Annotated in this window: 21 protein-coding genes; 19 read left to right on the top strand and 2 right to left on the bottom strand. The window is 69.0% G+C overall.

Translation table 11 applies throughout. The annotated features are described in order from the left end of the window. Positions 1-3 precede the first annotated feature (3 nt). On the bottom strand, positions 4-1,428 hold the full coding sequence (locus ACN27F_RS04245; protein WP_421431296.1) for a cytochrome P450: 1,425 nt from the start codon (positions 1,426-1,428) through the stop codon (positions 4-6). Between the two features lie 282 nt (positions 1,429-1,710). Between ACN27F_RS04245 and rpe the strand changes: the two genes are divergently transcribed. The 13 genes from rpe (at position 1,711) to ACN27F_RS04180 (ending at position 19,501) form a co-directional block, all read left to right on the top strand. Next, on the top strand, positions 1,711-2,391 hold the full coding sequence (gene rpe, locus ACN27F_RS04240) for a ribulose-phosphate 3-epimerase (RefSeq protein WP_421431295.1): 681 nt from the start codon (positions 1,711-1,713) through the stop codon (positions 2,389-2,391). Beyond that, entirely contained in the window at positions 2,388-3,350 is a 963-nt protein-coding gene (locus ACN27F_RS04235) for a GGDEF domain-containing response regulator (protein ID WP_421439951.1), read from the top strand. The genes rpe and ACN27F_RS04235 overlap by 4 nt, the downstream gene beginning before the upstream one ends. A 542-nt stretch (positions 3,351-3,892) precedes the next feature. After that, a complete protein-coding gene (gene ribD, locus ACN27F_RS04230; protein WP_421431294.1) occupies positions 3,893-4,999 on the top strand; it encodes a bifunctional diaminohydroxyphosphoribosylaminopyrimidine deaminase/5-amino-6-(5-phosphoribosylamino)uracil reductase RibD in 1,107 nt (368 codons plus the stop codon). 4 nt (positions 5,000-5,003) lie between these two features. After that, a complete protein-coding gene (locus ACN27F_RS04225; RefSeq protein ID WP_421431293.1) occupies positions 5,004-5,606 on the top strand; it encodes a riboflavin synthase in 603 nt (200 codons plus the stop codon). Then, positions 5,603-6,853, top strand: a complete 1,251-nt coding sequence (locus ACN27F_RS04220) for a bifunctional 3,4-dihydroxy-2-butanone-4-phosphate synthase/GTP cyclohydrolase II (protein ID WP_421431292.1) — start codon at positions 5,603-5,605, stop codon at positions 6,851-6,853. The genes ACN27F_RS04225 and ACN27F_RS04220 overlap by 4 nt, the downstream gene beginning before the upstream one ends. After that, positions 6,853-7,359, top strand: a complete 507-nt coding sequence (ribH, locus tag ACN27F_RS04215) for a 6,7-dimethyl-8-ribityllumazine synthase (protein WP_421431291.1) — start codon at positions 6,853-6,855, stop codon at positions 7,357-7,359. Before ACN27F_RS04220 ends, ribH begins: the two co-directional genes overlap by 1 nt. Before the next feature lie 108 nt (positions 7,360-7,467). Further along, entirely contained in the window at positions 7,468-8,034 is a 567-nt protein-coding gene (locus tag ACN27F_RS04210) for a SigE family RNA polymerase sigma factor (RefSeq protein WP_421431290.1), read from the top strand. Continuing rightward, positions 8,034-9,140, top strand: coding sequence for a Gmad2 immunoglobulin-like domain-containing protein (locus tag ACN27F_RS04205; protein ID WP_421431289.1), 1,107 nt, complete (start codon positions 8,034-8,036; stop codon positions 9,138-9,140). The genes ACN27F_RS04210 and ACN27F_RS04205 overlap by 1 nt, the downstream gene beginning before the upstream one ends. 67 nt (positions 9,141-9,207) lie before the next feature. Continuing rightward, positions 9,208-9,471, top strand: a complete 264-nt coding sequence (locus ACN27F_RS04200; protein WP_421431288.1) for a phosphoribosyl-ATP diphosphatase — start codon at positions 9,208-9,210, stop codon at positions 9,469-9,471. Positions 9,472-9,536: 65 nt separating this feature from the next. Beyond that, positions 9,537-10,385 (top strand): ATP phosphoribosyltransferase, encoded by an 849-nt coding sequence (gene hisG / locus ACN27F_RS04195; protein ID WP_421431287.1) that lies wholly within the window; start codon positions 9,537-9,539, stop codon positions 10,383-10,385. A gap of 185 nt (positions 10,386-10,570) precedes the next feature. After that, positions 10,571-11,671 carry a serine/threonine-protein kinase gene (locus tag ACN27F_RS04190; RefSeq protein WP_421431286.1) on the top strand — a complete coding sequence of 367 codons (1,101 nt, stop codon included), beginning with the start codon at positions 10,571-10,573 and terminating at the stop codon, positions 11,669-11,671. 70 nt (positions 11,672-11,741) lie between these two features. Beyond that, positions 11,742-14,573 carry a helicase-related protein gene (locus ACN27F_RS04185; protein WP_421431285.1) on the top strand — a complete coding sequence of 944 codons (2,832 nt, stop codon included), beginning with the start codon at positions 11,742-11,744 and terminating at the stop codon, positions 14,571-14,573. Then, entirely contained in the window at positions 14,570-19,501 is a 4,932-nt protein-coding gene (locus ACN27F_RS04180; RefSeq protein ID WP_421431284.1) for a class I SAM-dependent DNA methyltransferase, read from the top strand. The genes ACN27F_RS04185 and ACN27F_RS04180 overlap by 4 nt, the downstream gene beginning before the upstream one ends. Before the next feature lie 108 nt (positions 19,502-19,609). Here ACN27F_RS04180 and ACN27F_RS04175 read toward each other — a convergent pair whose 3' ends face one another. Beyond that, positions 19,610-19,933, bottom strand: coding sequence for a hypothetical protein (locus ACN27F_RS04175; RefSeq protein ID WP_421431283.1), 324 nt, complete (start codon positions 19,931-19,933; stop codon positions 19,610-19,612). A 182-nt stretch (positions 19,934-20,115) separates the two neighbouring features. Between ACN27F_RS04175 and ACN27F_RS04170 the strand changes: the two genes are divergently transcribed. The 6 genes from ACN27F_RS04170 (at position 20,116) to ACN27F_RS04145 (ending at position 26,614) form a co-directional block, all read left to right on the top strand. Beyond that, positions 20,116-20,967 carry a DUF5753 domain-containing protein gene (locus ACN27F_RS04170; RefSeq protein WP_421431282.1) on the top strand — a complete coding sequence of 284 codons (852 nt, stop codon included), beginning with the start codon at positions 20,116-20,118 and terminating at the stop codon, positions 20,965-20,967. Continuing rightward, positions 20,964-21,161 (top strand): DUF397 domain-containing protein, encoded by a 198-nt coding sequence (locus ACN27F_RS04165; protein ID WP_421431281.1) that lies wholly within the window; start codon positions 20,964-20,966, stop codon positions 21,159-21,161. The genes ACN27F_RS04170 and ACN27F_RS04165 overlap by 4 nt, the downstream gene beginning before the upstream one ends. Positions 21,162-21,277: 116 nt before the next feature. Beyond that, entirely contained in the window at positions 21,278-22,507 is a 1,230-nt protein-coding gene (locus tag ACN27F_RS04160) for an EVE domain-containing protein (RefSeq protein ID WP_421431280.1), read from the top strand. A 137-nt stretch (positions 22,508-22,644) separates the two neighbouring features. Continuing rightward, positions 22,645-24,207: a B12-binding domain-containing radical SAM protein gene (locus ACN27F_RS04155; RefSeq protein ID WP_421431279.1), complete on the top strand. Its 1,563-nt coding sequence runs from the start codon at positions 22,645-22,647 to the stop codon at positions 24,205-24,207. Between the two features lie 73 nt (positions 24,208-24,280). After that, on the top strand, positions 24,281-25,453 hold the full coding sequence (locus tag ACN27F_RS04150) for a hypothetical protein (protein WP_421431278.1): 1,173 nt from the start codon (positions 24,281-24,283) through the stop codon (positions 25,451-25,453). A 6-nt stretch (positions 25,454-25,459) separates the two neighbouring features. After that, a complete protein-coding gene (locus ACN27F_RS04145; protein ID WP_421431277.1) occupies positions 25,460-26,614 on the top strand; it encodes a hypothetical protein in 1,155 nt (384 codons plus the stop codon). Positions 26,615-26,642 lie beyond the last annotated feature (28 nt).

Below are 26,642 nucleotides of genomic sequence, written 5' to 3'. Positions count from 1 at the left end.
CGGTCAGCGGCGGTACAGCCGCAGGTGGAGTCCGCCCTTCGGGTGCAGCGTGACCAGTGGGGCGAATCCCACCGGTGGCTGATCCGCCGCGGGCAGGGTGACGGAGAAGGTCTGTGCGAGCATGACGAGGATCAGGTGGAGTTCGGCCAACGCGAAGTGCTTGCCGATGCAGTAGCGGGGGCCGCTGCCGAACGGCTGGTACGCGTGACGGGGTCGGGCGGCCACCGCCTCCGGGGTGAACCGGTCGGGGTCGAACCGGTCCGGGGCGGGCCAGAAGTCCGGGTGGCGGTGTAACAGGAACATGTTCAGGTGCAGTTCGGTCCCGCCAGGGATGTGATATCCGTCGATGACGTCGTCGTCGACGGCGCGACGCATGGTCTGCCACGCGGGGGTGAACATGCGCAGGGTTTCGTCGACCACCATCCGGGAGTACGGCAGCCGGGGCAGGTCGTCGAAGGCCGGCATCCGTCCACCGAGGACGTCGTCGACCTCGTCGTGCACCCGGTGCTGCACCTCGGGATGCCTCGCCAGCTGGTAGAACACCCAGGCGATGGAGTTGCTGGTGGTCTCGTAGCCAGCGATGATCATGGCTAGGACCTCGTTGGCGAGCTGCGTCGGGGTGAGTCCGGTGCCGGTTTCGGCGTCCACGGCGCGCACCAGCAGGGTGAACAGGTCCTGCTGCTGCGGACCGGACCGGTGGCCGTCCGCCTGCTCGGTGCGGCCCTGGCGGACCTGGAACAGGTAGCTGACGAAGCCGTCCATCTCCCGGGTCAGGAAACGCAGCCGGTCGCGCGCCGGTGTTCGCCAGTGCAGCGGCGGAAAAGGGAACCGGAGAAAGTCCCCGAGGCGGCGGTTGACCTCCAGGAAGTCCCGCTCGAACTTGCGGCTGCGGGCGTCCGGGTCGACTCCGAACAGGGACCGGAGCACGATCTTCAACGCCAGGTCGGCCAACGGCGGCACGACGTCCACCACCGCACCGGACGCGGCCCGGGGCGGCCAGGCACGCAGCAGCTCAGCGGTCTGACCGGTCATGTTCGGGGCGAATCGGGCGACGCTCGCGTGGTTGAACGTCGGCTGCATCAACCGGCGATTACGCGACCAGGTCGCACCGCCCGGATTACCGATCAGGCCTTCCCGTAGGATCGCCCGCACCGTCCGGTAGAGAAAATTCTCCTTGTCGTAGTTCGTGTGCCGGTCGACGAGGACATGGTGGACGTGATCGGGGTTGGTGAGCACCACCATCGGCAGGCCGCCGAGCCGCATCCGGAAGATGTCACCGTGCGTCTTGCGGGAACGTTGCAGAAAAGCGAGCTGGTCACGGCGCATGGCGCGGACTCCGGCCAGATTTTCGCGGAAGCTGAGCCGCGGAACCGGCCGTGGCGTGCAGGACGAATCCGGACCGGCGTCAATGCGCCGTACGTTGCCCATGCCGTCACCTTACCGAAGGTACTGGCGCTGCCACCAAGGGGAGTAACGAACTGTTTACGTTCTGATTTGTTTCTGACTTATCCCTTCCCTGCTAGCATGAGTCGACGATGCCGGCAAATGCGCCGATTCTCCTGCACGGTGTCGACGCCACCGGCGATTCGATGGCACCGCCCGGGCGACCCCCAAGCACCCCGGCGCCTGCCGTCGCGTGCCGGGTGCCCCGGCCGGTGGGATCCTCGGTGGCCGCTGTGGGATGCTTGCTCACGTTCGTAGACTGGCGCGGTGACCGCAGCAGCGCCGATCATCGCGCCGAGCATCCTGGCCGCCGACTTCTCCCGCCTGGCCGACGAGGCCCACGCGGTCGAAGGCGCAGCCGACTGGCTGCACGTCGACGTGATGGACAACCACTTCGTGCCCAACCTGACCATCGGGCTGCCGGTGGTGCAGAGCCTGCTGCCGGCCACCACGCTGCCGTTCGACGTACACCTGATGATCACCGACCCGCGGCGGTGGGCACCCGGCTACGCCGACGCCGGCGCCTACAACGTCACCTTCCACGCCGAGGCCTGCGACGACCCGATCGCCCTGGCCAAGGAGCTGCGCTCGGCCGGGGCAAAGGCCGGCCTGGCGATCGACCGGGACACCCCGGTCGAACCGTACCTCGACCTGTTGCCCAGCTTCGACACCCTGCTGGTCATGACGATCAAGGCCGGGTTCGGCGGGCAGCGCTTCATCCCCGAACTGCTGGACAAGGTGCGCACCGCGCGCCGACACGCCGCCACCGGCCACCTGGAGTTGCGGATCGAGGTCGACGGCGGGATCGCCGCAGACACCATCGAGCAGGCCGCCGCGGCCGGCGCGGACGCCTTCGTCGCCGGCACCGCCGTGTACGGCGCCGCGGACCCCGCCGAGGCGGTACGCCAGCTGCGCCAGGTCGCCCAGCGGACCACGCCACGGTGGTGAGCCCGGAGGGGGCCGAGTCCCGGCCGGATCTGATCCTGGTCGTCGACGACGACGTCGACATCGCCCGGTTCGTGGAGGTCAACCTGCGGCTGCACGGTTTCGAGGTGATGCTCGCCCACGACGGCCAGGAAGCTCTGGAGATCATCGAGCAGCACCGTCCCGACCTGGCGGTGGTCGACCTGATGATGCCGCGCATCGGCGGGCTCGACCTGACCCGGCGGCTGCGCGCCGACCCGATGACCGCCGCCCTGCCGATCATCATGCTGACCGCCAAGGGCATGACGGTCGACAAGGTGGTCGGCCTGACCGCCGGCGCCGACGACTATCTGGTCAAGCCCTTCGACACCTCGGAGCTGATCGCCCGGGTGGTCTCCACGCTGCGGCGTAACCGGGAGTACCGCGAGGTGTCGCCGCTGACCGGTCTGCCGGGCAACACCCGGGTCAGCCGGGAGATCACCGACCGGGTCCGCAGCGGTGCCGACTACGCCGTCGGCTACATCGACATCGATCGGTTCAAAAGCGTCAACGACGTGTACGGCTTCGGTCGCGGCGACGAGTTCATCGCCACGCTGGCCCGCTGCCTGCACCGGTCGGTGGTGGCCGTCGGGTTGCCGCCGGCCTTCCTCGGCCACATCGGTGGCGACGACTTCGTGGTGGTCTGCGCCCCGGAGCAGGTCCGGCCGATCATCGAGAAGGCGATCGTCGAGTTCGAGAAGGCCGCCGACGAGCTCTACGACCCGTCCGACGCCGAGCGTGGCTTCATCGAGGTCAAGGACCGGCGCGGCAAACTGCAGAAGGCCGCGCTGGTCACCCTGTCGGTCGGGGTGGCGGTGTCGGCGGGGGATCGCCGGTTCAGCGACCCCCGGGAGATCATCACGGTGGCGAACGAGATGAAGTCGGTCGCCAAGAGCCAGCCCGGGTCGTTCATCGCGGTCGACCGGCGGCTGCACCACAACTGACCGGCGGCTGCACCACAACTGATCGGCGGCTGCACCACAACTGATCGGCGGTCAGGGCCGGCAACTGGGCAACCTCGAATAACTGTCGGCTATCTGACAGTTGTGACGTCCGTCGCGTCTCTGGCGGTCGGCCGCATCCGGCATGTAAGACTCAGAGACAGCACCCACCACGCGCTGGCGGGACTCGGTGAAATTCCGAACCGGCGGTGATCCACGGCGCGAGCCGTGGTCAGCCCGCGACCCGGTCGTCGGCAACGACGCCCGGTGGACCCGGTGAGACCCCGGGGCCGACGGTTGGGCCAGACCGTGCCACCACGGCACGGACCGGCCCAGACAGTCCGGATGGGAGACAGCGCGCGGGACGGACGCCTCGGGACGGCACCCCTGCGCCACGCCGCTTCCGTGCAGCGCCCCGGGGCTGGCCCGCCGTGGCCGAGCCGGGGCACCGCCGCCGCCTGGCTGTCGCCGGCCCCACCGGGACCGGCGCATCCCTCCCGCCCGCCATCGCGCACCCCTGGCAGGCGAGGAGAAAAGGGACGGCCATGGCGAGCCCCTCCGAAGACGAAGCGATGCGACGTGCCATCGGGCTCGCCCTGCGCGGCCTCGGTGCCACCAGCCCCAACCCGATCGTCGGCTGCGTCCTGCTCGACGCCGCCGGCACCGTCGTCGGTGAAGGCTTCCACGCCTACGCCGGCGGCCCGCACGCCGAACTCGTCGCCCTCGCCCAGGCCGGCGACCGGGCCCGCGGTGCCACCGCCGTGGTCACCCTCGAACCCTGCAACCACATCGGCCGCACCGGCCCCTGCTCTGGGGCCCTGATCGAGGCCGGGGTGTCCCGCGTCGTGCTGGCCGTACCAGATCCCAACCCGATCGCCGCCGGCGGCGCCGACACCCTGCGCGCCGCCGGCATCGACGTCGAGTTCGGGGTACGCGCCGACGAGGCCGAAGCCGCCAACGTCACCTGGCTGACCGCGGTACGTCGGCGGCGGCCGTACATCACCTGGAAGTACGCCGCCACCCTGGACGGCCGCTCCGCCGCCGCCGACGGCACCAGCATGTGGATCACCTCGGAGGCGGCCCGCGCCGACGTGCACACGTTGCGCGGCACCGCCGACGCGATCATCGCCGGGGTCGGCACGGTGCTCGCCGACGACCCCCGGCTCACCGTCCGCGACCTACGTGACGGTGGCCCACGTGACGACAACCCGTGCGACGACGACCCGCGGGACCACCGCCCCGCCGTCCGCCAGCCGCTGCGGGTCGTGGTGGACAGCGCCGGGCGTACCCCCGTCGCCGCCCGGGTCCGCGACGCCGCCGCCCCCACCTGGATCGCCACCGCCGCCGATGTCGGCGCCGACCATCGCGGCCAGGTCGACCTCACCGCGCTGCTCGGCCGCCTCTACGAGCGCGGCATCCGGGCCGCACTGCTCGAAGGGGGTCCGGTGCTCGCCGGAGCGTTCCTGCGCGCCGGACTGGTCGACCGGGTCATCGGCTACCTGGCGCCCAAGCTGCTCGGTGCCGGCGCCACGGCGCTCGCCGACGCTGGCGTGTCCACCATCGACGACGCGGTCGAACTCGCCATCGTCGACATCACCCAGGTCGGCCCCGACCTGCGGATCACCGCCGTACCGCGGCAGAAAGAGGGCTGAGTCGATGTTCACCGGCATCATCGAGGAGCTGGGCGAGGTCGGCGTCCTCGACCGGCACGGCGACGGCGGCGTGCTCACCGTACGAGGACCGCTGGTCGCCACCGACGCCAAGCACGGCGACTCCATCGCGGTCGACGGGGTCTGCCTGACCGTGGTCACCGTCGATCGCGACCGGTTCACCGTGGACGTCATGAAGGAGACTCTCGACCGCAGCTCGCTGGGCGGATTGCGGCCCGGCGACCCGGTCAACCTGGAACGCGCCGCGACCCTCGCCACCCGACTCGGCGGACACCTGGTGCAGGGCCACGTCGACGGGGTGGCCACCGTCCTCGCCCGGACCCCGGGCGAGCGGTGGGACACCGTCCGGATCAGTCTCCCCGGCGACCTGCACCGGTACGTCGTCGAAAAGGGATCCATCGCGGTCGACGGCGTGTCGCTGACCGTCACCGGTGTGGCATCCGGCTGGTTCGAGGTCGGCCTGATCCCCACCACACTGCAGCTCACCACCCTCGGCCGTAGGACGGTCGGGGACCCGGTCAACCTGGAGGTCGACGTGATAGCGAAGTACGTGGCGAAGCAGGTGCAGGTCAGCGAGGCCCGCCGGTGACCGCCGCCGGACGGTTCGGCAGCGTGGAACAGGCCCTCGACGACCTCGCCGACGGGCGGGCCGTGGTGGTCGTCGACGACGCCGACCGGGAGAACGAGGGTGATCTGATCTTCGCGGCCGAGCACGCCAGCGCCGAGCTGGTCGCCTTCATGGTGCGCTACACCTCCGGCTACATCTGCGCCCCGCTGCCGGAGACCGAGTGCGACCGGCTCGACCTGCCGCCGATGTACCACACCAACCAGGACCGGCGCGGCACCGCGTACACCGTCACGGTCGACGCCCGCGAAGGCGTCAGCACCGGCATCTCCGCCGCCGACCGGGCACACACCCTGCGACTGCTCGCCGATGCGGCCACCGGCCCCGCCGACCTCGCCCGACCCGGGCACATCGTGCCGCTGCGGGCACGCGCCGGTGGGGTGCTGCACCGTCCCGGCCACACCGAAGCCGCGGTCGACCTGGCCCGGCTCGCCGGGCTGCGTCCCGCCGGGGTGCTGTGCGAACTCGTCAACGACGACGGCAGCATGATGCGCCTGCCGGACCTGGAGAAGTTCTCCGCCGACCACGGGCTGACCCTGATCACCATCGCCGACCTGATCGCCTACCGGCGGCGTACCGAGACCCACGTGCAGCGGGTCGCCCAGACCCGGCTGCCATTGCCGTCCGGGGTGTTCCGCGCCGTCGGCTACCGGGTCGCCCACGACCCGGCCGAGCACATCGCCCTGGTCTACGGTGACATCGACGACGGGCGGGACGTGCTGGTGCGGGTGCACTCCGAGTGCCTCACCGGCGACGTGTTCGGCTCGCTACGGTGTGACTGCGGCCCGCAGCTCGACGCGGCCCTGCGCCGGGTCGCGGCCGAGGGCCGCGGCGTCGTGCTCTATCTGCGGGGTCACGAGGGGCGTGGCATCGGGCTGGCCCACAAGCTGCGCGCCTACCAGCTGCAGGACCAGGGCCGCGACACCGTCGACGCCAACCTCGAACTCGGGCTGCCCGCCGATGCCCGCGACTACGGCACCGGTGCGCAGATCCTGCACGACCTCGGACTGCGCTCGATCCGGCTGCTCACCAACAACCCCGACAAGATCTCCGGACTGACCGGGTACGGGTTGACCGTCGTCGGCCGGGAGCCGCTCACCATCCATCCGCACCCGGAGAACCTGCGCTACCTGCGCACCAAACGTGACCGGATGGGCCACCTGCTCGACGAGCTCGACTCCGCCGGTGAAGTGGCCGGGGGGCGGGGGTAGTGGCCGGGTTCGGGGAGCCGGGAGTCTCCATCGTCGACGCGAGCGGGCTCACCGTCGGCGTGGTCGCCGCCCGTTGGCACGCGTCCCTGGTCGACACGATGCTCACCCGTGCTCTCGCCGCCGCCGACGCCTGCGGCGTCGCCGACGTGCGGGTGGCACGGGTCGCCGGCTCGGTCGAGTTGCCGATCCTCGCCCAGGCCCTGGCCCGACGCTGCGACGCGGTGCTCGCCCTGGGGGTGGTGGTGCGCGGTGCCACCGCCCACTTCGACTACGTCTGCAAGTCGGTCACCGAGGGCCTGACCAGGGTGTCGCTGGACGAGTCCACCCCGGTCGGGCACGGAGTGCTCACCGTGGAGACCGTCGAGCAGGCCCGCGACCGAGCCGGGCTGCCCGGCTCGGTCGAGGACAAGGGCTGGTCGGCGATGGTCGCCGTACTCGACGCGGCACTGGCCCTGCGGACGCTCGCGGCGGTCGCCGGCGCTTCCGGGTCGCCTGCGGCGACCTGACCGACCTGACCGACCTGACCGGCGCGGCCAATCTGGCCGATCGCCGACCCGTCACGTTCTGCCCGGCCAACCGGTAAACCAGGCGCGGGTGTCACACGTCGTAGCGGCGTGACACCCGAACTGGTGACCGACGTGTATCCGGGGAGGACGATGCCGCGGCAGCGCAGCGAAGCGTCGGCGTGGGCGGCGGACGAAGCGGTCACCCGCCTGTTCGCCGCGCACTACCGCCCGCTGGTGCGCCTCGCCACCCTGCTGCTGCACGAGCCGGGCCTCGCCGAGGAGATCGTGCAGGACGCGTACGTGGCCCTGCACAGCCGCTGGTGGCGCCTGCGCGACGCCGACAAGGCCCTGGCCTACCTACGGGTGACCGTGGTCAACCGCAGCCGGTCGGCGATCCGGCACCGCCGGGTCGTGCAGGCCCACCTCGCCGCCGCCCGGCCCGCCCCCGACGCTCCCAGTGCCGAAGCCGGCGCGCTCGACCAGCTCCGCCACGACGACATGATCACCGCACTGCGTGCCCTGCCGCCGCGCCAACGGGAGGCGATCGTGCTGCGCTACTACGCCGACCTGTCCGAGGCTCAGACCGCCGACATGATGGGTGTCAGCCGGGGTGCGGTAAAGAGCCACACCGCGCGCGGCATCGCCGCGCTGCGCAACAGCCTGGACGGCTTGTGATGGATGACGACGATCCGAAGACCGACGACTTTGCCCAGACCGTGCTGCGGCGGGAGCTGCACCGGCACGCCGCGCGGGTCGACGTACGGCCGGACGCGCTGCCGGTGATCCGCGAGCGGATCACCGCCCGGCGTCGCCGCCGGCTGCCCGTCACCCTGCTCGGCACCGCCGTCGCGACCGCGGCCGCCGCCATGGTCGGCGTCGTCGGCTGCCTGCCACCGACCGCGCCCCCCGGGCCGCCGCCCGGGGCGGCCACCGCCACCCCCGTCCCGTCCAGCGCGGCCGCCACCGGGGCGACCGCGGAGCCCGGTCCCGGTGGCACCGTCGCCGGATCCGCGACCGGGACGCCCACCGCCGGCGGGGCGGGCGAGCAGGCCGGCGCCACCGTCGTCACCCTGCCCGTCTACTACGCCGGCGAGGTCGACGGCCGGCTGCGGCTCTACCGCGAGTTCCACCAGTTCGAGTTGACCGCCGCCGGCACCGTGCCCGAGCTGCGCGCCGCCATCACCGAGATGCTCACCGCCGCACGGCTGCGTGACCCTGACTACCGCACCCTGTGGCCGACCGGCGCCGCCGTGTCCAGCGTCTGGACCCAGTACGGCATGGTCGGCGTCAACATCGCCGACGCGCGGGTCGCCAACCTCGACGAGCCGGCGGCGCAGGCGGCGGTGCAGCAGCTCGCCTGGACCGTGGCCGGCGTGGTCGGTGGCGACCCGGAGATCCTGCTGCTGATCGATGGGGAACCGGTGCCTCGGCTGTGGGGCCACGTCGACACCTCGCAGGCGTTCACCAAGGCGCCCGCGCTGGACGCCCTCGGTCTGCTGTGGCTGATCGAGCCGCAGCACGGCGCCACGGTCCGGGGTACCTTCACCGTGCACCTGGCCGGCAGCGTCTTCGAGGCCACCGCTCAGCTGCGGGTCCGCCGGGGTAACCAGGTGGTGCACGAGCAGTTCGTCACCCTCGACGCCGGGGCACCCGGTCGGGGCGAGGCGTCGGTCGAGCTGACCCTGCCGCCGGGCGACTACACCGTCGAGGCGTACGAGGAGTCGATGGTCTCCGGCGGCGGGAAACGCAACCTCGTCGACGCGGACGTCACCGTGCGGTGACCGGCTGGTGGGCCGGTGCGGACCCGGTGGGCACCGGGCGGGGGACCGGCTGCCACAATCGGGCCCCGTGAAGACGTTCGAGGAGCTGTTCGCCGAGTTGCAGGCCAAGGCGGCGGCCGGGACCCCCGGCTCGTCGACGGTGGCCGCGCTGGAACGCGGCGTACACGCGATCGGCAAGAAGGTCGTCGAGGAGGCGGCCGAAGCGTGGATGGCCGCCGAGCACGAAGGGCCGCAACGGGCCGCCGAGGAGATCTCCCAGCTGCTCTACCAGGCGCAGGTGCTGATGCTGGCCACCGGACTGGAACTCGACGACGTCTACCGACATCTCTGACCCGCCCTTGCGACCGTGACCCTCACCATCGCGTGACCCACACCCTCGACAGGAGCGAGACAGAGATGCTGCGCATCGCCGTACCCAACAAGGGCACCCTTTCCGGACCGGCCGCCGACATGCTGCGCGAGGCCGGCTACCGGCAGCGCGCCGACCCCAAGGACCTCCTCTGCCGCGACGAGGCCAACAACGTCGAATTCTTCTACCTGCGTCCCCGCGACATCGCCACCTACGTCGGCAGCGGCGAGCTGGAACTCGGTATCACCGGCCGGGACCTGCTGATCGACTCCGCCAGTCCGGCCGAGGAGGTGCTGGACCTCGACTTCGCCGGGGCGACGTTCCGCTTCGCCGCCCGCCCGGAGACGCTGACCCGGGTGCCCGAGCAGATCGCCGGGCGGCGCATCGCCACCGCGTACCCCGGGGTGGTCGAGAGCTACCTCGGCGAACACGGCCTCAAAGCCGATGTGGTCCGCCTCGACGGCGCGGTGGAGAACGCCATCCGGCTCGGCGTCGCCGACGTGATCGCCGACGTGGTGGAGACCGGCGCCACGCTGCGCCAGGCCGGCCTGGTCACCGTCGGCGAGCCGATCCTGCGCTCCTCGGCGGTGCTGGTGCACCCGGCCAGGGCCGCCACCACCGGCCAGGCCGACCAGCTGATCCGCCGGCTGCAGGGGGTCCTGGTCGCCCGTCGGTACGTGATGCTCGCCTACGACGTGCGCGCCGACCTGCTGGAGCAGGCGACCGCGCTGACCCCGGGCATCGAGTCGCCGACCATCTCGCCGCTGCACCGCGAGGGCTGGGTGGCGGTGCAGGCGATGGTGCGTCGCGCCGAGGTGCACCGGATCATGGACGAGCTGTACGACCTGGGTGCCCGCGCCATCCTGGTCACCGACATCCACGCCTGCCGCCTCTGACTCACCGGCCGCCACGCCCTTTCCCGGCTGGCGGACAAGCGGGCGCGGATCAGGCGTAGGTACTTGGCGGAAAACGCCATTCGGTTGGTAGCGGGACGATCTATGACGCGATAGCGTCATGCGTCCTGACGGACACGTTCCGTCAATTGGGTTGGGCTTGGGTTCGCGTCCGCCGAGGAGGTCACGTGGCGCCGGAGCGGATCGGCGGCTACCGCATCGTCGAGCTGATCGCGCCCGGGGGCATGGGGGAGGTGTATCTCGCTGTCTCCCAGACCGCCGATCGGGTCGCCCTTAAGTTGATCAAACCCGAGCTCGTCGAGGATGAGAGCATCCGCGCGCGGTTCGCCGCCGAGGTTGACAGTCTCAAGCAGGTGTACGGGTCGTTGGTGGCTCGCCTGGAGGATGCCGACCCGTATGCCGATCCACCCTGGCTGGCGGTGGAGTACGTGCCGGGGGCCACCCTGCGCCAGCACGTCGACGCCCATGGTCCGATGCCGCTGCCGACCGCCGCGATGATCGCCGCGCTGCTGGCCGACGGGCTGGCCAAGGTGCATCAGCAAGGGTTGCTGCACCGCGACCTGAAGCCGCAGAACATCATCCTCGGTCCCGCCGGCCCCAGGCTGATCGATTTCGGCCTGGCGGTGCTGATCGGTCGTGAGCACGGGCAGACCCGACCGGGTGAGATGGTCGGCACCCCCGCCTACATGGCGCCGGAGCAGATCGACAGCGACGGCGAGCTGACCTCGGCGGTGGACGTCTATGGGCTGGCCGCCACTGTCGTGTACGCGTTGACCGGGCACCACCTTTACCCGCAGGCGCATGGCTGGCACCTGGTGCGGCGGATCGCCGACCCGGCGGACCCGCCGGACCTGACCGGGCTGCCGGTCGAGCTGACGCAGCTCATCGGGGCGATGCTGGCCTTCGACCCGACTGCCCGGCCGAGCCTGGCCGCGGTCAAGGACCGGATGCTGCAGGTCGCCACCGCGACCAGCGGCTCCAGCGTCGCCGACCTGCGCCGCATGGTCGTCGAGACGACCTTCGACGCCAGCCGCGACCTGCCGATCCCGCCGGAGCTGACCGACCCGGTCGTCGACCCCGAGCGGGGGATCTTCGGCGACCCGGAGCCGGAGCCACCATCGACGGACCCCGGACCGTCGGGCGCTGAACAGCCCGCACCGGTCGACCCGGCACCGACCCCGACCCCGCCCATGCCCCGCCCCGAAGTGTCCTGGCTGGTGGAGCAGGTGCGACAGCGTTACGCCCGCCGGCCGACACTGCTCAGCTGACGGCCGCCGCCCCGACCGCCCGTCATACCGGCCGCCGGCCGTAGCCCCACCCGGTAGGAAAGGTTTCCTGATGAGCACCTCGCAGGCCATCTTCGCGCCCGGTTCGCGGATCGTCGTCCGTGACGAGGAGTGGCTGGTGCGTACGGCGACACCGGCCCCGCCCGACGGCACGATGATCAAGGCGGTCGGGGTGTCCGAGTTCGTCCAGGACATCGAGGCGACCTTCTTCACCGGGATCGATGAGGTGCAGTCGATGCGGCCGGAGGAGACGGTCCTGGTCCAGGACGACACGTCCCGGTTCCGGCAGAGCCGGCTGTTCCTGGAGGCGGTGCTGCGCCGCACCCCGCTGCCCCGGTCCGAGCGCGGCCTGGCGCTCGCCGACCGGTTCCTGCTCGACCCGCTGACCTACCAGCTGCGCCCAGTCGAGCTGGCCCTCGCCGGGTTGCGGCCACGGATTCTGCTTGCCGACGTCGTCGGCCTCGGCAAGACCCTGGAGATCGGTCTGATCCTCGCCGAGCTGATCCGGCGTGGTCGAGGGGAACGGATCCTGGTTGTCTCGCCACAGCAGGTGCTGGAGCAGTTCCAACGGGAGCTGTGGACCCGGTTCGCGATCCCGCTGGTGCGGCTCGACTCCACCGGCATCCAGCGCATCCAGCAGGAGATCCCGGCCGGGCGTAACCCGTTCACCTACTTCAAGCGGGCGATCATCTCGGTCGACACCCTCAAGGACGCCGGCCAGTTCGGCCACCACCTCGACGCGATCACCTGGGACGCGGTGGTCATCGACGAGTCACACAATCTCATCAACAAAGGCACCCAACGTAACGAGCTGGCCCGCCGGCTCGCCGCCAAGACCGACGCGCTGCTGCTGGCCAGCGCCACCCCGCACAACGGTGACAAGGAGTCGTTCGCCGAGCTGATCTCGCTGCTCGACCCGGCGGCGATCGTCGACAAACGCAACTACCAGCCCGACGACATCGCCCACCTCTACCTGCGCCGCACCAAGATCAGCCCGGAGGTGCGGGACCAGATCGGCGACCGCTGGGCCGACCGGGGACCGTCGCTGCCGGTGCCCTGCCCGGCCACCCCGGCCGAGGAGGAGATCTTCGCCGAGCTGACCCAGGTGTGGCTGGCCGGCAAGTGGAGCGACGAACCGGCCCGCGGCCAGGACCGGCTGTTCCCGTACACGTTGTTGAAGTCGTTCCTGTCCTCGCACGTCGCGCTGGCCGAGACGGTCGCCGTCCGCCGCCGCAAGGCGACCGGCACCGAACGGGCGGCGCTGGACCGACTCGCCGAGCTGACCTCCGCGATGACCGACCGTGACTCCAGCAAACTCGACCACCTGATCGAGGAGCTGCGGTCCATCGGCGTCGGGCCGGGCAGCACCACCCGCGTGGTGATCTTCTCCGAGCGGGTGCCGACGCTGAACTGGCTCGCCGAGGTGGTGCCCGCCCGGCTCGGCCTCCGCCCGGCCGCCATCCGGGTGCTGCACGGCGGTGTCGCAGAAGCTGAGGAGCAGCGGTTCCTGCAGGAGTTCGAGCTGGAAGGCAGCACGGTGCGACTGCTGTTCACCGGCGACGTCGCCTCCGAAGGCGTCAACCTGCACCGGCAGTGCCACCACCTGATCCACTACGACATCCCGTGGAGCCTGATCCGCATCGAGCAGCGCAACGGCCGGGTCGACCGCTACGACCAGCGGCGCAGCCCCGAGTTCCGGGCGCTGATCCTCACCTCCGAGGTGCCCGACGCCAAGGACGACCGGACGGTGGCGGAGAAGCTGCTGCACCGGGAGCAGCACGCGCACCGCACTCTCGGCAGCGTCGAAGCGGCCACCGGCTACTTCGACGCCAAGGTGGAGGAGGACCGGCTGGTCAAGGACCTGCTCGCCGGCAAGACCGTGGAGGAGTCGTACGCCGAGGCCGGCATCGAAGCCGAGCTGGACCCGATGGCGCAGCTGCTCGCCGAGGTCGGCAGCGCACCGGAGGCCGCCGAGGTGCCCCGGGCGCAGGTGCCGAAACTGTTCGACTCCACCCGCGACTTCGTCGACACCGCGCTGCGGGAGCTCTACGCCGACCGGCCCGAGGACGCCCTCGACCTGCGCCGCGAAGACACGCTGCTGACCTTCCACGCCCCTGACGACCTGGTGGCGCGCCTGTCCGACCTGCCCCGCTCCTACCTGAAAGCACATCAGGAAGGCGACCAGCTGCGGCTCAAGGTCACCCTCGATCGCCGGCTCGCCCAGCGCAAACTCGCCGAGGCGCGGGAAAGCCGCACCACCGTCTGGCCGGAGATCGCCTACCTCAGCGACGTACACCCGATGATCGACTGGCTGGTCGACAAGGTGCTGATCCGGCTCGGTCGCCAGCAGGCGCCGGTGCTCACCGCCGACGTGCCCGGCCCGGTCTTCCTGATCCAGGGCGTCTACACCAACCGGCTCGGCCAGCCGACCGTGGTGCAGTGGATGGCCGTCGCCGGGCTGCCCGACACGCCGACGATCCGCCCGATGGACGAGGTGCTGCGGGAAGCCGGCGTCGGCCCCGAGATGGTCAACCCCGCACGGCCCGTCCCGCTGGACCCGCTGACCGACCTGCTCCCGGCCGCCGTCGACGCCGCCCGCGACTATCTCGCCGACCGCCGCGACGAGGTGACCGAGGCCAACGCCGAACCGCTGCGCCGCTACCGGGAACGGCTCGGCCGGTTCGAGCAGGCCAGCCTCTTCGACGAGCTGCCGGTCGCCCAGCAGACCCGCCGCCGCCAGCGGGTCAGCGCCACCGTGCAGGAGCAGCACGACCTGCTCGACCGGCTGGAAACCGCCGGCGACCCGCTGCTGCGGGTGCTCGCCGTCCTCACTCCGTCCACCTTGCCCACCTCGCCCGCCTCGCCGCCGGAGACCGCCGCATGAGTTTCGACGCACTGACCAACCGTGGCGAATACCTTTCTCCGCACTACCTCGCCGAGGTGCTGCCCACCACCCTCAAGGGCGGCCTGCTGAAACGCTGGGCCGAGGAGGAGAAATCCGGCCGGGTAACGCCCCGGGCCGGGCTGCGCGGGATGCGCCGCGACTACTTCGACGCCCGCACCGAGCTGGCCGACACCGACCTGTACGACGCGGAACGGCTGCGCAAACTGCACGACGAGGTGCTGCGCCGCCTCGGCTTCGACCCGGCCCCGCAGCTGCTCACCGTCGAACGCTCCGGCCAGGACCACGAGGTGCGGGTCGCTCACGCCGAGGTCAGCAGCACCGGCCACGGCATCGTCGCGCTCGACTGCGGCTGGGCCGTCGACACCGACGCCGCCCAGGACCCCGGCGGCGCCGGTCGGCTGCTCGACCCGTTCACCCCGGCCGGCGGCGAGACCATCACCACCGGGCAGAAACTCGCCTCCTGGCTGTTCGCGGCCGAGCAGCCCAATCTGCGGTACGTGCTGATCCTCAGCGGTGGCGTGATCACCCTCGCAGACCGGGCGGTCTGGGGTGAGGGCCGCTACCTGGCGGTCAGCCTGGACACCGCGTACGCCCGCAACGACGAGCGCGAGCTCGACGTCGTCGCGGCGCTGTTCGGCGCCGACTCGCTGCGCCCGCCCGCCGAAGGCGGCAGCGAACCCCTCGCCGACCTGGTCGCCGGCTCCCGGTCGCACGCCGTCGGCGTCTCCGGTGAGCTGCGCCAGGGCCTGCGGGACTCGGTCGAGCTGATCGCCAACGAGGTGCTGGACCGCATCCGGGAAGCCGGTTTCCAGCCGCAGGAGGTGATGCAGCTGGACGAACTGGCCAAGGAGCTGGGCCGGGAAGCGCTGCGCTACCTCTACCGGATCCTGTTCCTGCTCTACGCCGAGGCCCGCCCCGAGCTGGGCGTGCTGCCGGTCGATGACCCCGAGTACGTCAGCGGCTACAGCATGGCCCGCCTCGGCGATCTGGTCGCCCGCAGGCTGCCGCCGTCCGCCGAAAACGGCTTCCACCTGTACCAATCCCTCGACCTGCTGTTCGCCAAGGTCAACAAAGGACACCGGCAGCGCGACGGGGTGGCGGTGGCGGACGATGCGAGCGACGGCGTCGGGCTGCGGTTCGAACCGCTGCGCTCCGACCTGTTCCTGCCGGAGAAGACCCACCTGATCGGCCGGCGGCTGCCGCGCCCGGACGCCGACCCGGATGACCCGGCCGCCCCTACCATCGACACCCGGCTACGCAACATCACGCTCTACCAGGTGCTGCGCCGGCTGATGCTCACCAAGGGCGGGCGCAAACGTCGCGGCGGCTTCATCTCGTACGCCCAGCTCGGCATCAACCAGCTCGGCGCGGTCTACGAAGGGCTGATGTCCTACACCGGCTTCGTCGCCACCGAAATGCTCTACGAGGTGGCCAAGCACGGCGACCCGAAGGACGGCTCGTGGATGATCCCGGCCTCCAAGGCCGACGAGTACGACGACAGCGTCTTCGTCTACCGGGAGAACCTCTACACCGGGGTGCGGAGCCGGGTCAGCTACGAGCCGGGTCAGTTTGTCTGGCGGCTCGCCGGCCGCGACCGGCAGACCAGTGCCTCCTACTACACCCCGCAGTCGTTGACCGAGGTCACCGTCCAGCTGGCGTTGAAGTACCGGCTCGACCAGGACGGCACCGTCACCCGGGCGCGGGAGCTGCTCGACTGGACGATCTGCGAGCCGGCGCTGGGCTCCGGCGCGTTCCTCAACGAGGCGATCAACCAGGTCGCCGCCGAATACCTGCGCCGCCGGCAGAAGGAGCTGGGCGTCAGCCTCGACCCGGAGGCGTACCACCTGGAGCTGCAGCGGGTGAAGGCGTACATCGCGCTGCACAACAGCTACGGCGTCGACCTCAACCGCACTGCCGTCGAGCTGGCCGAGGTGTCGATCTGGCTCAACGTCATGCACGCCGGCCTGCAGGCGCCCTGGTTCGGCCTGCACCTGCGGCGCGGTAACTCACTGATCGGCGGTGCCCGCAAGCTGTACGACCCGAAGCAGCTGGCCGACAAATCGTGGCTGACCACCGCCCCGCAGGACAGGCCGTTCCGCGACGGCGACATCGAGCCGGGCACCATCCACCACTTCCTGCTGCCGGCCGACGGCTGGGGCGCGGTCGCGGGGGAGAAGGAGGCCCGCGAGCTGGCGAAGGCTGAGACCGAACGGCTCCGCAAATGGCGTACGGCGATGCGCCGCACCCCGAACGCGAAGGGCAGCAAGAACAATCCGTCGCAGGTGGCCAGGCTCCAGGCGCTCGCTGGCCGGGTCGAGTTCCTGTGGACCCTGGTCCGCCGTCGGCTGGCCCTCTCCGAGCAGGAGATCCGCCGGCACATCCCGGTCTGGGGTGCCGACGATCTGCCCCCGGTGACCGAGGCGGTGCCCCGCGAGGAGATCCTCGCCGATCTGACCGCCGCAGGAACGCCGTACTGGCGGCTGAAAACCCTGATGGACACCTGGTGCGCCCTGTGGTTCTGGCCGCTGGACAAGGTCGGGCTGCTGGACGGCTCCGACCAGTCGACGTACCCAGCCGCGCCGGTCGAGGTCACCCACGTAAGGGAAGAGCCGTCGTACGCCGACCCAGTCAGCTACGAAGCACCCTCGCTCTGGGGTGAGGTGCCGCCGCAGCAGTTGGCGATGCCGCTGCGGCCAACCGGGACCCGGAAGGTTAGCCGGCCTGAGCGGATCGATCGGCCGGCAGCCCTGGCCAGCCTCGACGACTGGCTCACCTTCGCCGAAGCGTTGGTCGGCCGGCACGACATCCCGGCTGACTCACTGGTCAGCGGCTTCACCAAGCTGGAGGAGCTGACCGACTACGAGGACTCGCTGATCGGCCCGATGGGCATGGAGCAGACACACCGGCTTCCCGGCCGGTTTCCCTGGCTATCCGCCGCCGAGACGATCGCCGACCAGCAGGGTTTCTTCCACTGGGAGCTCACCTTCGCCCACACTTTCGCCAACGGTGGCTTCGACCTCCAAGTCGGCAACCCACCTTGGGTCCGTCCGGATTGGACGGAAACGGTTGTGCTGGCTGAGCTTGATCCTTGGCTTGTCTTGCATCGTCATGCAAGTGCCGAGGTGGAGGCTGAGTGGAGGTTGAGATTAGTGTGCCGGCCTGCAGAATCGAAGTTCTACCTCGACGAAAGGGCGGCTGCTAGTGGACTTTCGGCATTCGTTGGAAGTGGGGTTGAGTATCAGATTCTCGGGGGAGCACGAGCTGACTTCTACCGATGCTTCATCGTTCGGGTGTGGAGGCATGCATCGGTCGTCGGGGTATCAGGACTGCTGCATCCTGATACCCATTTGACGGGGCCCGCAGAAGGAGCTCTTCGCCCGGCTTCATATCGACGTTTGCGCATTCAGGCAGGATTTGTGAATGTCTCAAACTGGGCGTTTGCTCCACCGGTGGGTAGGAAGCAGGAGTTCGGATTGAGTGTTTACGGGTCACCAAAAGGTATAAACTTCTTACGAGCTAGCAAGCTTTTTTCGGTGAAAACCTTCATGGACTCCTTGGCTGACCTGCACGGCGTTGGCCCCCTGCCTGCAATCAAGAATGGTCGGGATTGGGATATTCGAGCGCATCGTGACCGTCTAATTCGTGTCGACGTGGCTAGGTTGAAGGTCTGGCGGCAACTCTTGAATCGAAATGACTTGGGTGCCGAGGAGACGCCACTTCTCCACCCGGTGACAACTGCCGAGAATGCGGCGATGGAAGCCTTGGCTCGGGCGAGGCCGAGGCTGTCAGATCGGGCTTTTGGTCTAAGTTCTGGATTTAATGAGCGAACTGACAGGGTCGCCGGGCTGTTTGATGAACGTCCAGGGTTGCGTAGCTCCTGGAATGATGTAATAATTAAAGGACCAAACTTTTCTCTTGCAACGCCATTTGCAAAACAAGAGCCGAATACTGGTAACTTTGATTTCCCGGTGGATCTTGAGCTGCTGCCGAGAGACTTTCTTCCGGCGACTCAATATATTCCAGCGAGTGATCGAATTCGCTATGAGAGCAAGGCGGATATCTGGTTCAAGGAATGCGAAAATCCCCGTAAGTGCACAGATTTGTATCGCGTTTTCTGGCGCGAAATGACAAAAGCCGAAAATGAGCGCAGCCTCTTTCCTGCAATATTTCCTCCGGGGCCAACTCATGTTCATTCGGTCCGGAGTATGGCGCGAGAGAGTGATAAGCTTACCGTGCTGACCGCTGGATTCTGGGCCTCATTGCCTCTTGACTACCTTTTGAGAGTAACGGGTCGCGAGCATATGAGTAGAGCTGAAGCCCTTGTGATGCCTGTGCCTGATGAAGGTCATCCCCTCGAGCTTCCTTTACTGCTTAGGGCACTTCGTTTGAACTGCTTAACCGAATCGTACGGTGAGCTGTGGTCACAATTGTACTCATCGGCATGGAGGATTGAAGATTGGGCCATTCCGTGGCCGTCTGTCGGCAGTCTCGGTGATGTCTCCAGGGAGTGGGGTGAGGCGGCTCCGCTGCGTACGGATCTTGCCCGTCGCTCTGCATTAATTGAGCTTGACGCCCTAGTTGCTGTGTGGCTCGGCATGACGGCTGACTCGCTCGTTTCAGTCTATCGATCGCGTTACGGAACACTTGCTAAGTATGAAGTGGGCATGTACTTCGATGCCGCCGGTCGTCGGATTGCGTCAGAGCGCATCGTGTGGGGAAGGCGTCAGCGGCGCGAGAGTATCGATGAACTGATAGCGTACTTGGAGGACCCGGAGCGGAATCCGGTGCCGGGTGGATACGCGGCGCCGTTCTACAAGGCTGACCGCGAGAACGAGTACCGCCAGGCGCATGCCGTGTTCAGCAAGCGACTCCAAGACGCCATCGATGCGGGCTGGGAGCCGTCGTAGCTTGTATAGCCACGCGACGGGACCTGCGGAATCCCGTTCTCGCCGGTGAAGCGGGCAACTGCGACTCGGCTGTCGGCGAGTGAGGCGCTGTGCGTCGCCAGCGCTCGGTCAGGTCTGGGGCACCAGCACGGCGGTGCCTGACCAATTGATGTGCTCGTTCCGGATGTGGTGCCACGGTTCGCCGTCCTCGTCGAGGCCGGTGAGCTCGGCGAGGTAGTGGCCGAAGCCGTATCCGGCGGCCCGGAGGGTGGCGACCGCCCACGGGTGGAGCTGGTCGGCGACGCGCTCGGGGTGGCGCTGGTCGAACGGAACCTCGATTACCCCGAGCAGGTCGTAGCGCTCGTCGGTCGTGCCCGGGTTAATCACCTGGCATAGCGAGAATCCGTACCGTTCGTGCTGCTCGCCGTCCACCCACACCAACTGTCCTGCCACTGTGGCCTCCTTGATCAACTCATGCTGGTCTGTGGAGGAAGCATGGCGCGACAGGGAAGTTATATCAACCCCTTGTGTGTTTCATGATCACCTGGTGTGATGTCGTGGTCACCATCCAATCGCGAGGGAGACCACCGATGGCACGTGCACCAAGGACACGTAAGACACCTACCAGCGCCGCCATGTCGCCCACCGTGCACGCCATGGAGCTCGGGCTCCGGTTGCGTGAGCGCCGCGAGGAGCTCGGCATGACCGCTGTCGGCGTCGGCCGCAGCAGCGGCATCACCCAGGCGTACGTCTCCGGAGTGGAGATCGGCAAGGTCAAACTCCCCGCCGACCGGCTCGCCCAACTCGTCAAGATCTACGAGATCGACGACCAGGAGGCCACCGAGCTGGAGGCGCTGCGGATCGGCGCGATGGCCCGCGCCTGGTGGCACACGTACAAGCAGCTCTTCCCGGCCGAGTTCCTGCGCTTCCTCGGCTACGAAGCGGGTGCCGACCACGTCCGCACCTACCAGGGCGAACTCATCAACGGCCTGCTGCAGACCGAGGCGTACGCCCGCGCGATCCTGCGCGGCGGAAACACCTACGTCCGGCTCACTGAGACCGAGCAGCGCATCGAGGTGCGCCTGGCCCGCCAGCGCCGGCTCGCCGAGAACCCGCCGCTGCGGGTCACCGCCATCTTCAGCGAGGGGGCGATTCGCCAGCAGATCGGCGGCCCGACGGTGATGCGCGCCCAGCTCGATCACCTGGCGGACCTGATGACCCGGCACCCGGAACACGCTCGGATCCATGTCGTCCCGTTCTCGGCCGGTGCCTACCCGGCGCTCGGTGGGCCGTTCCAGATCCTGTCGTTCCCGTCGATGCGGGTGCCGGACCTGGTCTGGCAGGAGGTGCTGACCTCCAGCGACATCATCGACCAGTCCACCCGGGTCGCCGACTACACGATCACCTTCGGTGAGACGCTGGAGCGGGCGTTAAGCTTCGAGGAGTCCCTCGCCCTGATCCGCCAGGTCGCCCAGGAGATGGAATGACCGAGCAAGACCCGGTACGCGGTTGGTTCAAGTCCTCCCGTAGCTCCGACAACGCCGCCTGCGTCGAGGTCCGCCTCACCGCCGACACCATCGGCGTACGCGACTCAAAGGACCGCGGCGGCCCGTCGCTGGCCTTCGATCCGTCGGCCTGGACCGGCTTCCTCACCACCATTAAGGCCGCCGACCCCCGCTGACCGGCCCCTTGCCGGGATGGCAACCGCTGCTCGTGCCGGGAACGTCGGGCCACACCTCGGTGGCCCGACGTTCCGGTGTAAGTGGCGGTGCCAGTGACGAGTTGAAGGCAGGCCGCATGGCGCAGTGGGTGTTGCAGTGCAACCCGGAGCGGTGGCAGATTCACGACTTCTTCGCCTCTGGCCAGCAGCTGGGCTCCTGGTCCATCACGCGGTACGCCTCGGAGATCGCCAGCGGAGATCAGTTCGCGTTGTGGGTCAGCGGCAAGAACGCCGGCGTCGTCGGCCTGGGCGAAGTGGCGGGCAGCCCGACTGAGGAGGACCCGGACGACGCGGCGGACGGCGTACAGTGGGCGGTCGCGCCCGGCCGGGGGCACCGCCGCTGGCTGCTACCGATCACCCTGACCAGCAACTTCATCGACGATGCCGTGCCCAAAGCCGAGCTGGCGGCGGATCCGCAGTTTGCTGACAGTGCGATCATCCGGCAACCCATGGCCGGCAGCCCGTTTCGGGTGACCGACACGGAATGGGCCGCCCTGCTCCGACACGTCGGAGATCGCGGCGCAGCACCTTTCGTGCCGCCGGAGGCTACTGCTGGTGCCGCCGACCTGCTGCGACGTCTCATCGGACAGCTACTGCCGACCGTGTCCGGCCGCACCAACACCATCCTCGAAGTGCAGCCACCGCACGTCAAAGTGGCGACCAGCCGGTCGCCGCAAGGGCAACAGGTGCCGATCGCCTGGGTCGATGATGCGCTCACCCGCCTCGTCGAGGAGCGGAGCGTCGAGATCCACCCTCGTGCCGTCGGCCACCGCAGCGCCTTCATCGGGGCCGTGCTGCTGACCCTGCCAGGCGCCCGGGCTACCGGAAGCCCGCCGGTGGTCAGGCTGGCGGCACCCGACGAGGACTCCGCAGCGGTCGGTGACTTCACCTTCGAAGGCGACCTCCGGCGTGTCGGCACTGCCGAACATCGTGGTGAACAGGCGTCCCTACGCCGCCGGCTGTTCGGGTCAGCCGCTGAAGCGAATTGCGCGCTGTGCGGCCAGCGATACCCGGTGCGCTTCCTCTGGGCCGCGCACATCAAGAAACGGGCCGCGTGCAGCGACGACGAGCTGCGCGACCTGGACAACATCGCCATGCCGGCCTGCCTGTTCGGCTGCGACGCCCTGTTCGAGGCCGGCTACATCGCCGTTGGCGACGACGGCTGTGTCATCGCGGCCGACGATGCCGACGCTGGTATCGCCCTCGCTGAACGACTCGACCTGCTCGCCGGAAAAAAGATCGTTGAGTACGCCCTGGCCAGTGCTGGCTACTTCAGATGGCACCGGGAGAACATCTTCCGGGGGTAGCTCCGTTCGCAGCATGGATGCGAGACCCGTCAGGTGACCGTGATGATTTCCGACAGTGCTCGGCGGTGACGGAACCTTAATCTGGTGGGGAGGTCGGTCGGGGACCGGCGGCGTGCCAGGCGGTGGCGGAGGATGCCGTGTCCATTCGACGTGGACCATCGGCGCTGCTTCTCGCGCCAGCGTACGACCATGGCGAGTATCTATCCGCCGAGAGCCTGGGTCTTCGAGCCGTGGCGGCGATGCTGCACCGGCTGGGTGCTGACGTGCACGTGGTCGACGAGTGCCCGATGCCGCCTCCGGATGCTGTCCGGCAGTTCGCGCGCGACGCGGTCCTGGTAGGTGTCGGAGTGCTGTTCACGAGGCAGACTCCCGACGCGATCGAGCTGGTCCGCTGGCTGCGCCGTGACGCCCCGGCTGCCTACTACATGATCGGCGGCCAGGGACTCCAGTTCCTGTGGGAAGACGTCATGCGTGACTGCCCTGAGCTCGATTCGGCATGCATGTACGAGGGCGATGAGGTGATCTCCGAGGTCTGGTCGAGGCTGCTCAGCGACCGGGACGACCGCGGGGTGAAAGGCCTGTACGTACGTGACGGCGCCGGTGTCGTGAGCGCTGGACCCCGTCCGCCAGTCGTCAGGCTCGACGACCTGCCGTTCGCGTACCGCGAACCGAACGCCGGAGCGTACCGGGGTGGGCACGCCACGATGTCGACCAGTCGTGGATGCGCCGCCCACTGCACCTTCTGCCAGTCCGGCAACTATGCCAATCGCTACCACGAGCTGCCGCGATGGCGTCACCGCAGCGCCAGGTCGGTCGTTGACGAGATCGCCTACCTGCACGATGTCCACGGCGTCGACGCGGTCAGCATCGTCGACGACGACTTCCTCGGCGGCGCGGGTCAGGGGCGTGACCGCGCCTTCGAGTTCGCGGACCTGCTCGACCGCCTGCCGTTTCGGATCACCTACTCGATCGAGTGCCGGGTCGACGAGATCGACGAGCAGATTCTGGCCCGGTTGCGGTCGGCCGGGCTGCGGCATGTGCTGATCGGCATCGAGTCGGCCACGGACCCAGACATCAAGCTCTTCGGCAAGCGGACCACGACAGCGGCGGTGGAGGATGCCATCGCCACGCTGCGGCGGCTGAACATCGACTTCTCGACTGGCTTCATCATGTTCCAGCCGACGTCTACGCTGGACGGCGTGGCGGAGAATCTCGCCTTTCTCGCGCGCAACCGGATCACCAACTACCGTCGGCTCACGAACCGACTTGAGTTGTACCCGGGCGCCCCGCTGCTGCGCTTCTACGAGCGGCAAGGCGTTGCGCTGCGGGCCGGCGGCTACCGGGTCTACTACGACTTCGCCGATGATCTGGTGTCGCACCTGTACGCCGGCATGCGCCAGGTACTCGCGCCGTACCAGCAGGTCGAGACGATCTGCGAGACGCAGAGGTTCCAGGCCGCGCGGGGTCATGACGATGCCTCGGATCAGCGCCTTGCCCTGCTGCGGGCCTGCGCGGACGAGATCTCGTCATCTCTGGTCGCGGCGGCCGGTAGATGCCTGTCCGAGGTGTCCGAGGAAGGGCTGGCCGCGTCGTTCGGCCAGGTCGCCACAGAGGTCGCCATCCAGACGTCCCGACTTGCGGCAGCGCTGCAACCGGAAAACCTCACGGCCGAGACGACGAGGAGGAGACGGGGGCGATGATGCGATGAAGCGCGACGGAGGTTGGGTCAATGGCAACGGCGGTGGCGGCTGACGAGGGAGTTTCATCGTGGGAATGACCGTGCGCGATGTCATGTACGGCGGCATGTACCTCGCGGCGTGCAGGTTCGCGAACGTCGATCGGTTCGTCGAGTTCGTCGCCGCGCGCATCGACCTGGACACCGTGGTCACCGCAGAGGCGGCCGCCGCGATGCTCCGGGCGTTGGCCGACGACCTCGCGCCGCAGGGGCAGGGGCCGGTCAGGGATGAAGCCTCGGCGCTGCACATCCTCGTCGCGGAGGACCTGCGGACAATCGCCGCGACGCCGCTGCCCGATGCGGAATCCTCCGTCCGGGAGCGGATCGACGCGGCCGCCGGGTCCATCAAGACCAGGCTCACCCAAGTCGGTCTGGACCTGGGCGAGTCGGACCTGCACATCGTGGACGAGTTCCCGGCGCCGTTCAACCAGTTCGGGTGGGCGGCGTTCGCACCGGACCGGGAGGACGAGGAACGCTACGACATCCGACCCGGCGTCTACTTCCGGCGCGACGCGCTCCGACCGATCTACAGCGAGGCGCTCTTCGCCCACGAACTCATCCACACGGTGCCGGGCCGGGTCGACCCGGAGGTCTACGCGATGGGCCTGGAAGAGGGCATCGCCGAGGTGCTCGGCACCTGCTTTGCCGCGACCGCCGCCGTGCCACTGGCCGCGTTGCGCAATGTGCTTGTCTACGGCCGCCACGGAGTCGAGCGACCGAAGCTCTGGTCGCTCTACCGGGACCACACCCGGCAAGCGAACCTGCTGTACCGGGAGTTCGGCATCGAGGGTCTCGTCGAGCTCGCCCATCGAGGACGCGCCAGCATCCACGCGGCGGAGATCGCGGTCTTCTCCGGAACGTTCGGCCAGCTCGACCTGCCGCGCGGCAGCTGGAACGACGACACGACGGCGCTGCTCGACGCCTTCTGCGCCGGGTATCTGCCGTCGCACGTGTTCACCCCGCTCGAAGTGGTGTTGCTCGATGAGGTGGACGAGGGACGTTCACTCGTCGAGGTGTGCCGGCAGGCCGATGTGCCGGCCGAGGTCGGCGTGCCGGTGCTCAAACGCCTGGGCAGCGAGTCGGCGCTGTTCGCCCGAGACGGTGAGCAGGTTGGCTACTCCAACGTGCGGCACTACCTCGCGATGAGTGAGGCGGCGAACCAGCCGGTCATCAGGTACCTACCGCCGAGCGGCAGTACGTCGCGGAGATGAGGTTCCGTGCACCCCCTCACGCCATCGCGCCGGACCCTGCTGGGAGCGCTCTCCGACCTGTACCGCAGCCGGGGACTGCTGCTCGGCACGCTGGCGATGGCCGTCGGGTTGCTGCTGATCCTGATCACTCCCTCGGAGAGCCCCACCATCACCAGCGGGCCCGACGGGGCACTCACGATCTCGACACCGGCGAGTCTCTGGTCGAAGCTGCGGATCTACGACGTCGGGATAGCGGTGTTCCAGGCCGGCCTGACGATCACCATCTTTCAGGTGCTGCTGAATCAGGTGGCGGAGGACCGGTTCATGGAGATGGTGCGGTCCGCGCTGGCGCAGCAGGAGGACAGGGTACGCACGGCGGTGGCCCAGTCGTTGGCGGCGGGCTCGCGGATCGAGGCGCTCCGGCTCGCGCCCGAGGAACTGGACCGGGTGATCGAAAACGCCGCGCGGCTGCGTAGTGGGAGCGCCGACCTGGGGACGGTGATCGCACGCAAGCTGCGTACCAACGTCTTCGAGTCCCAGGAGCGATGGCGCAACCTGGTGGTGCGGGCCGAGCTGTTCGGGCTGGACACCGCTGAGGCGAGCGGGCGACAGCACGACTACTACGACGTCTTTCTCCAGTTCGGTTACCACACGACGGACGTCAAGCGCACCAGATTCACCTTCAAGGTCGGCACCTGGCAGGAGGACTACGACCGCCTCCTGCGCTCCCCGGACCTGGGCGTGGTCTGGCGGCTGCCGTCGACCGGCGAGTTCGACGGCCGGTGGGACGAGGGATTCTCGCTGCTGAGCGTCAACTTCGGCGGCCAGCAGGTGCAGTTTCAGAAGAACGACCTGGAGCGTGAGTACGTCGCGTTCCCGCCGGCCGAGGAGTTCGCCGACCGGACCGACCTGTTCGTCCAGTACTCGTTCAACGCGAAGGTTCTCGCGGACGGCAACCTGCTCAGCTTCGAAGTACCCAGACCGACGTTCTCCGCAACCTACTCGATCAGCGTCTCCGTCCCGGACATCGCCCGGATCCGGGCGCTGGACTACTTCGGCCTCACCCGGCCGGCGTCGGTGGAGTATGCACCCGGACTTGACGACACCCGGTTCATCGCGATCTCCGTCGACGACTGGATCCTGCCCAAGGCCGGCGCGGTTGTAGTCTGGCGTCGCCGTTAGCGCAGACCCAACGGTGGATGCGGACACC

The sequence above is a fragment of the Solwaraspora sp. WMMB335 genome (genome assembly GCF_049179075.1).
In the GTDB taxonomy this organism is placed as follows: Bacteria; Actinomycetota; Actinomycetes; order Mycobacteriales; family Micromonosporaceae; genus Micromonospora_E.
The sequence above is the reverse complement of the archived record's forward strand: the minus strand, read 5'-3'. Positions and strand labels throughout refer to the sequence as shown.